Origin of the sequence: Mesorhizobium sp. M4A.F.Ca.ET.090.04.2.1, from assembly GCF_003999085.1 — a bacterium.
Classification (GTDB): domain Bacteria; phylum Pseudomonadota; class Alphaproteobacteria; order Rhizobiales; family Rhizobiaceae; genus Mesorhizobium.
In genome coordinates this window covers 1-6,907 of sequence record NZ_RZOT01000322.1, presented here as the reverse complement: position 1 = coordinate 6,907, position 6,907 = coordinate 1, and the positions used below count along the sequence as shown (strand labels likewise).

Below are 6,907 nucleotides of genomic sequence, written 5' to 3'. Positions count from 1 at the left end.
CGGCGACGCGGCTTCGCCCGCCGAGGCGAGCGCGCTGGTGCAGGCCCATCGCGGCAAGGACTTCGACCAGCGGCTGGCCGACAACGAGCGCGTCTGGCGCGGCTTCCTCGACACCATCCAGGTCGAGACGCCGGACAAGGCGATGGATGCCATGGTCAACCACTGGCTGCCTTACCAAAGCCTTGCCTGCCGCATCCGCGCTCGTTCCGCCTTCTACCAGGCGAGCGGCGCCTTCGGCTTCCGCGACCAGCTGCAGGATACGCTGGCCTTGCTGGCACATGATCCGAAGCTGGCGCGCGACCAGATCCTCAACGCGGCGCGCCGGCAGTTCCCGGAGGGCGACGTGCAGCACTGGTGGCTGCCGCGCACCGACGCCGGCGTGCGCACCATGATCTCGGATGCCGTCGTCTGGCTGGCCCATGCAACGGCCCGCTATATCGACGTGACCGGCGACGCGGCGATCCTCAAGGAGCAGCTTCCCTTCATCGACGGCCAGCCGCTCGGCGAGGGCGAGCACGATGCCTTCTTCACGCCGGAGGTCTCCAAGACCACCGCCTCGCTTTACGATCACTGCGCGCGGGCGCTGGATCTCGCCATCAAGCGCAGCAGCCCCGCCGGCCTGCCGCTGATCCTCGGCGGCGACTGGAACGATGGCATGAACCGCGTCGGCGAGGGCGGCAAAGGCGAGAGCGTATGGCTGGGCTGGTTCCTGCTAAAGACGCTGGGCGACTTTGCCCCGGTGGCCAAGGCGCAAGGCGACGCCAAGCGGGCGCAGGCCTGGAACAAGCATGCCGACGTGCTGAAGCGGGCGCTGGAGGCCACCGCCTGGGACGGGCAGTGGTACCGGCGCGGCAGCTTCGACGACGGCACGCCGCTCGGCTCGCATGACGCCAAGGAATGCAAGATAGACTCCATCGCCCAGTCGTGGAGCGTACTTTCGGGCGAGGGCGATCCGGCGCGTTCGACCACGGCCATGCACCAGGCGACCAAGATGCTGGTCGACGACGAGCTCAAGATCGTCAAGCTGTTCACGCCGCCCTTCTCGAAGACGGAGAAGGATCCCGGCTACATCAAGAGCTACCCGCCCGGCGTGCGCGAGAATGGCGGCCAGTACACCCACGCGGCCACCTGGTTCGTCATCGCGCTCGCCGAAATGGGCCGCACCGACGACGCCTATCGCTGCTTCTCGATGCTGAACCCGGTCAATCACGCGTCGGACGAGGCGGCAGCCGAGCACTACAGGGTCGAGCCCTATGCCGTGGCAGCCGACATCTATGCCGGCGAAGGCAAGGGCGGGCGTGGCGGCTGGACCTGGTACACGGGTTCCGCCGGCTGGCTGTACCGCGCGGCGGTCGAGGGCATTCTCGGCATCGAGCGGCGCGGCAAGCAGATCACATTCCGGCCGAAACTGCCTGGCCACTGGGATGGCTACGCGGCAACGCTCAAGATGCTGGGGGCGGAAGTCAAGGTTCGTGTCATCCGCGACAAAAAGACCAAATCCATCTCGCTCGAAGTCAATGGAACCAAGACAAAATCCTCGTCTTTCGAGCCGAAGGCCGGTGAGATGGCCGAGGTTGTCGTCAAGATACCTGCGTAAAATCAATGACTTGAAGCCATCTGCGCGCGCCCTTCGGGGCGCGTGTTATGTTGGAGCGTTATTTGCGCATGCTTTTTGCCGGCATCCGGCCGGGCGCATTAGCTTCCGCTACGCAAGCTCTAGGTGATTAAAAATGTGGCAGCTCCTGGCCGCTGCCATGATTTTGCCGCAAGGCTGACATTTCACCTTTTATCTCAAACCGTTAGGTGATCACGGCAGATTTCGCAACGTCGTCATCTTTTGTTCGCAGAATGGGAACGGAAGAGCTAGACGGGCATTGTTTTGCGACCCGTTAACCGGTACGTGTCAAGAAATGGTGCACTGCACAATGAAAGTTTGGCGGAGTAGCTGAAGTGTCACTTCTGCAGATCTACTGGAGAGCTCTGGGTTATCTGGCTGCCGACAAGAAGCGCGTCGCTCTGATTTGCGGCGCCAATGTCGCGCTCGCCGCGATCGCGATCCTCGAGCCGATCCTGTTGGGCCGGGTGATCGGTGCCATCGCTGAAAAAGGCCCGGTGTTTTCGACGCTCGCCGTTTGGGCAGCTCTCGGCGCGTTCAACGTCGTTGCTGTCGTGCTGGTGGCGCGTGGCGCCGACCGCTTCGCCCATGCCCGCCGCTCGGAGGTGCTGTGCCAGTCCTTCGAGCGCGTCATCACCATGCCGCTCGCCTGGCATCATCAGCGCGGCACGTCCAATTCACTACAAACGCTGTTGCGCGCCGTCGAGACCCTGTTCAGCCTGTGGCTCGAATTCATGCGCGTGCATCTCTCGACGGCCATCGCGCTGGTGCTTTTGGTGCCGACCGCGCTTGCCATGGACATTCGCATGTCGCTGGTGCTGCTTGGCCTTGGCGTGCTTTATGTCGGCATCGGCCGTATCGTCATGCGCCGCACCAAGTCCGGGCAGACCGCTGTCGAGCGCCATTACCACACCGTGTTTGCCCATGTGACCGATAGCGTCAGCAATGTCGCCGTGCTGCAGAGCTACAACCGCATCGGCCATGAGACCGCGACGCTGAAGCGTTACGTCAAGGACCTGCTCGACGCGCAGAATCCGGTGCTCGACTGGTGGGCGATCGCCAGTGCGTTGAACCGGCTGTCGTCGACCATCTCGATGATGATCGTGCTTTCGATCGGCGCCTACCTCGTCACTCGCGGTGAGCTCCGCGTCGGCGACGTCGTTGCCTTCATCGGCTTTGCAGGGATGCTGATCGCCCGCCTCGATCAGATGTCGGCCTTCTCCACCCAGATCTCAGAGGCGCGGGCCAAGCTCGAGGACTTCTATCGTCTCGAAGATTCGGCCGCCGACACTGCCGAGCCGGAAGGTCTGCGTGAGCTGGCCAACGTCACCGGCCACGTCCGCTTCGAGAATGTCGGCTTCGAATTCGCCAATTCGGGGCAGGGCGTCGACGACGTCTCCTTCGAGGTTCAGGCCGGCCAGACGGTAGCCATCGTCGGTCCGACCGGCGCCGGCAAGACGACGCTCATCAACCTGCTGCAGCGCGTCTTCACGCCCTCGAGCGGCCGTATCCTGATCGACGGCATCGACACCCGTTCGGTGACCCGCAAGTCGCTGCGCCACTCGATCGCCACCGTGTTCCAGGATGCCGGTCTGCTCAACCGTTCGATCGAGGACAACATCCGTGTCGGCCGCGCCGAGGCGACCTATGACGAGGTGCACGCCGCCGCCAACGCCGCCGCCGCGCAGGATTTCATCCTGTCGAAGAGCAGCGGCTACGACACCGTCGTCGGCGAGCGTGGCGGCCAGCTTTCGGGCGGCGAGCGCCAGCGCATCGCCATTGCCCGCGCCGTGCTCAAGGACGCACCGATCCTGGTGCTCGACGAGGCGACCAGCGCGCTCGACGTCGAGACCGAGGATCGCGTCAAGGAAGCGATCGATGAGCTGCGCCGCAACCGCACCACCTTCATCATCGCCCACCGGCTGACCACGGTGCGTGACGCCGACCTGGTCGTGTTCATGGACAAGGGCAGGGTGGTCGAGCAGGGTGGCTTCGCCGAGCTGTCGCTGCGCAATGGCCGCTTCGCCAGCCTGCTGCGCGCCGGTGGCCTGCTCAACGACGAGGAGGTCCGCCGCCTCAGCCGTACTGTGAACGAGGCCGCGTAGTCTCAAGGTCTTTCCTTCTCCCCTTGTCTTGTGGGAGAAGGTGGCCGAGCGAAGCTCGTTCGGATGAGGGGTGTTCCACCTTGGCATAGCCTTGCGGTGAACCGCCTCATGCCTTCCAACACCCTGATCCGTCTCGGCGCTGCGCACCGATCCACCTTCTCCCACAAGGGGAGAAGGGAAGGCTGCGACAACCGCTCGATTGCCGCAAACGCGCCGCCGGTCTATGTAGGGCCGCATGAGCGACACCACTTCACGCCTGAGCGGCTGGGCCGACCTCGCCAACCCGACGCGTTTCGTCGGGCTGGCCGACAGGCTGGTTCCCTGGCTGGCCGCGGCTGCCGTGCTCCTGCTTGCCGCCGGTCTCTATATGAGCTTCACCGCGCCGGAGGACTTCCAGCAAGGCATCACCGTGCGCATCATGTACATCCACGTGCCTTTCGCCTGGCTCGCCATGATGTGCTATTCGCTGATGGCGGTTTCGGCGCTCGGCACGCTGGTGTGGCGCCATCCACTGGCCGATGTCGCGCTGAAATCGGCGGCCCCCATCGGCGCCACCTTCACAGCACTTGCGCTGATCACCGGCTCGATCTGGGGCAAGCCGATGTGGGGCACCTGGTGGGTGTGGGACGCGCGGCTGACATCGGTCTTCGTACTTTTTTTGATGTATCTCGGCATCATCGCGCTGACGCGTGCGCTGGATGACGTCAGCCGCGCCGCCTGGGCCGCCGCCATCATCACCCTGGTCGGCTTCATCAACATCCCGATCATCAAGTTTTCGGTCGACTGGTGGAACACCCTGCACCAGCCGGCCTCGGTATTCCGCATGGGCGGCTCGACCATCGACGCCTCCATGCTGAGGCCGCTGCTGGTGATGGCGCTCGGCTTCACCGTGCTGTTCTTTGCGCTGCACCTGATGGCGATGCGCACGGAGATTTTCCGCCGCCGGGTGATCGCCATGCGCAGGGTTGCCGCCAGGCAGGCGGAGCGGGCTCCCCCTTCTCCCCTTGTGGGAGAAGGTGCCGCCGAAGGCGACGGATGAGGGGTGTTCCAGGTAACGCCAACGGTACACTCCGCTGGAACACCCCTCATCCGTCTCGGCGCTGCGCGCCGATCCATCTTCTCCCACAAGGGGAGAAGGAAAGGCCACTCACCCCATCCGCCCCCGCGCCGCCACCGGCAGCGTCTCCAGCACCTTGTCGCCGTCGATAAGATGCACCTGGTCAAACAAATTCGTCACCACGCAGCAGTGATCGGGCACCACGCGAACGCGCTCGCCGATGCGAAGCTTCGCGCCGTCGGAAAGCGTGACATTGCCATGCTCCTCGCTGAGGCCGGTGACCCTCGCGCCCGGCACCCCGAGCAACTCGCCGAAATCGGACAGCCCCAGTGTATCGGAGGACAGCGCCTTGCTGCCTGAATCGAGAATCGCACGGGTCGGCGTTGGATGACTGACCACCGTCGCGAGCACCGTCAGCGCGCAATCGTCAAGGCTGCCGACGCCTTTGGCGACCTGGTAGCGGTCGAGATAGATATAGGTGCCGGGCCGGTATTCGGTGACGACGCTGTTCTCGCCCGAGCGCCACATGTCCGGCGTGCCGCCGCTGGAGATGCGCCGGCAGTCGAGGCCTGCCGCGGCAAGGGCCTGCTTCGCCCCTGCCAGCCAGCTCTCTGCCTGCGTCTGCTTGCCGGCGGCCGGATAGGTCATCAGCCCGCCGAGGGTGAGGCCCGTGGCGCTGTCGATCGCTTTCGCCAGCACCACCGCTTCATCTGCCGTCTGCACGCCGCAGCGGCCCATGCCGGTATCGCACTCGACGAGTACCTGTAGCGGGTGGCCGGCATCGGCAAAGGTCGCTGCAAGGCCTTCCAGCGTTACCAGGCTGTCCGCGGTTACCGACAGCGTCACGCGGCCGTGCAGCGCCTTCAGCCGTTCGAGCTTGGCGCGCCCGAGGATGTTGTAGGGGAGAAAAATGTCGGTCAGCCCTGCATCGGCCATTACCTCCGCCTCGCCGATCTTCTGGCAGGTGATGCCGACCGCGCCGGCCGCTATCTGCTTCTTCGCCCAATAGGGCAGCTTGTGCGTCTTGATGTGCGGCCTGAGCTTCAGCCCATGGGCGTCGGCATGCGCCTGCGCCTTTCTGATGTTGGCTTCGGCGCGGGCGGCGTCGATCACGATCGCCGGCGTATCGAGGTCGTCTATGCTCGGCATGAGATTGTCACCACCATAAGAACCGGTCGCGTTATGGCCCCGATCCGGCCGAATGTCACGGGCCAGAGCCGTCACTTTGCGTCGACAGCGGACCGGCATTGAGCTATTCGGATGGGCACATTTCAGCAGGCAGCGGCCGGAAGGAAGAGAACCCATGAAGCGCTCGAGAATCAACGACATCATCCGCGAAGCCGACGCCTTCATCCGCTCCTTCGGCTATATCATGCCGCCCTTTGCTTATTGGTCGCCGGACGAGATGAAGGCGCATAAGGGAGACTCGTCAGCCATCTTCACCTCGCGCCTCGGCTGGGACATCACCGACTACGGCCAGGAGAAGTTCGACGAGCTCGGCCTGTTCTTGTTCACCGTTCGCAACGGCCGCTACGAGGACATGAAGCTCGGCATGGGCATGCTCTATGCCGAGAAGATCATGATCTCGCGCAAGGACCAGCTCTCGCCCATGCACCGCCACAACATCAAGGCCGAGGACATCATCAACCGCGGCGGCGGCAAGCTGGTGCTGGAACTCTTCATGCACGATCGCGACGGCGGGATCGATCCGAAGGCCGAAGTGTCGGTGCCGGTCGACGGCACCATCACTAGACTGCCGGCGGGCGGGCTCTTGAAGCTCGATCCGGGCCAGAGCGTCACGCTGCTGCCGGGCGTCTGGCACGCCTTCTGGGCCGAGGGCAAGGATGTGCTGATCGGCGAGGTTTCCACCGTCAATGACGACCTCACCGACAACGTTTTTCGGGAGCCGATCGGCCGCTTCTCCAATATCGACGAGGACGTCGCGCCACTGCATCTGCTGGTGTCGGACTATGAGAAGTGGGTGGGGTAATAGATCAGCCCGGCGAGCCAGGTTTCGGTTCAAGTGTATCGTGAGCCGGCGCTGCCCCTCATTGCCCTGCCGGGCATTTCTCCCCGTATAGTGACGGGGAGAAAGACGCTGTCGCGGCTGGCTTCGCCAATCGCCACGTT

4 protein-coding genes and 1 pseudogene are annotated in these 6,907 nt (G+C 64.3%); 4 read left to right on the top strand and 1 reads right to left on the bottom strand.

Annotated elements, in window-relative coordinates; translation table 11 throughout:
- The 3 genes and pseudogenes from EN781_RS21315 to EN781_RS21305 all read left to right on the top strand — a co-directional run.
- A pseudogene (locus tag EN781_RS21315) lies at positions 1-1,597 on the top strand (protein ndvB); the annotation flags it as partial.
- Between the two features lie 353 nt (positions 1,598-1,950).
- On the top strand, positions 1,951-3,720 hold the full coding sequence (locus tag EN781_RS21310) for a glucan ABC transporter ATP-binding protein/ permease (RefSeq protein ID WP_126055031.1): 1,770 nt from the start codon (positions 1,951-1,953) through the stop codon (positions 3,718-3,720).
- A 235-nt stretch (positions 3,721-3,955) separates the two neighbouring features.
- Positions 3,956-4,759 carry a heme ABC transporter permease gene (locus EN781_RS21305; RefSeq protein ID WP_126055030.1) on the top strand — a complete coding sequence of 268 codons (804 nt, stop codon included), beginning with the start codon at positions 3,956-3,958 and terminating at the stop codon, positions 4,757-4,759.
- Between the two features lie 108 nt (positions 4,760-4,867).
- On the opposite strand, the gene EN781_RS21300 is transcribed toward EN781_RS21305, so the two are convergent.
- The gene (locus EN781_RS21300) at positions 4,868-5,926 is read right to left on the bottom strand and encodes a D-TA family PLP-dependent enzyme (protein ID WP_126055029.1); all 1,059 of its coding nucleotides are present in this window, start codon (positions 5,924-5,926) and stop codon (positions 4,868-4,870) included.
- Between the two features lie 154 nt (positions 5,927-6,080).
- Between EN781_RS21300 and EN781_RS21295 the strand changes: the two genes are divergently transcribed.
- Positions 6,081-6,767 (top strand): D-lyxose/D-mannose family sugar isomerase, encoded by a 687-nt coding sequence (locus EN781_RS21295; protein ID WP_126055028.1) that lies wholly within the window; start codon positions 6,081-6,083, stop codon positions 6,765-6,767.
- Positions 6,768-6,907 lie beyond the last annotated feature (140 nt).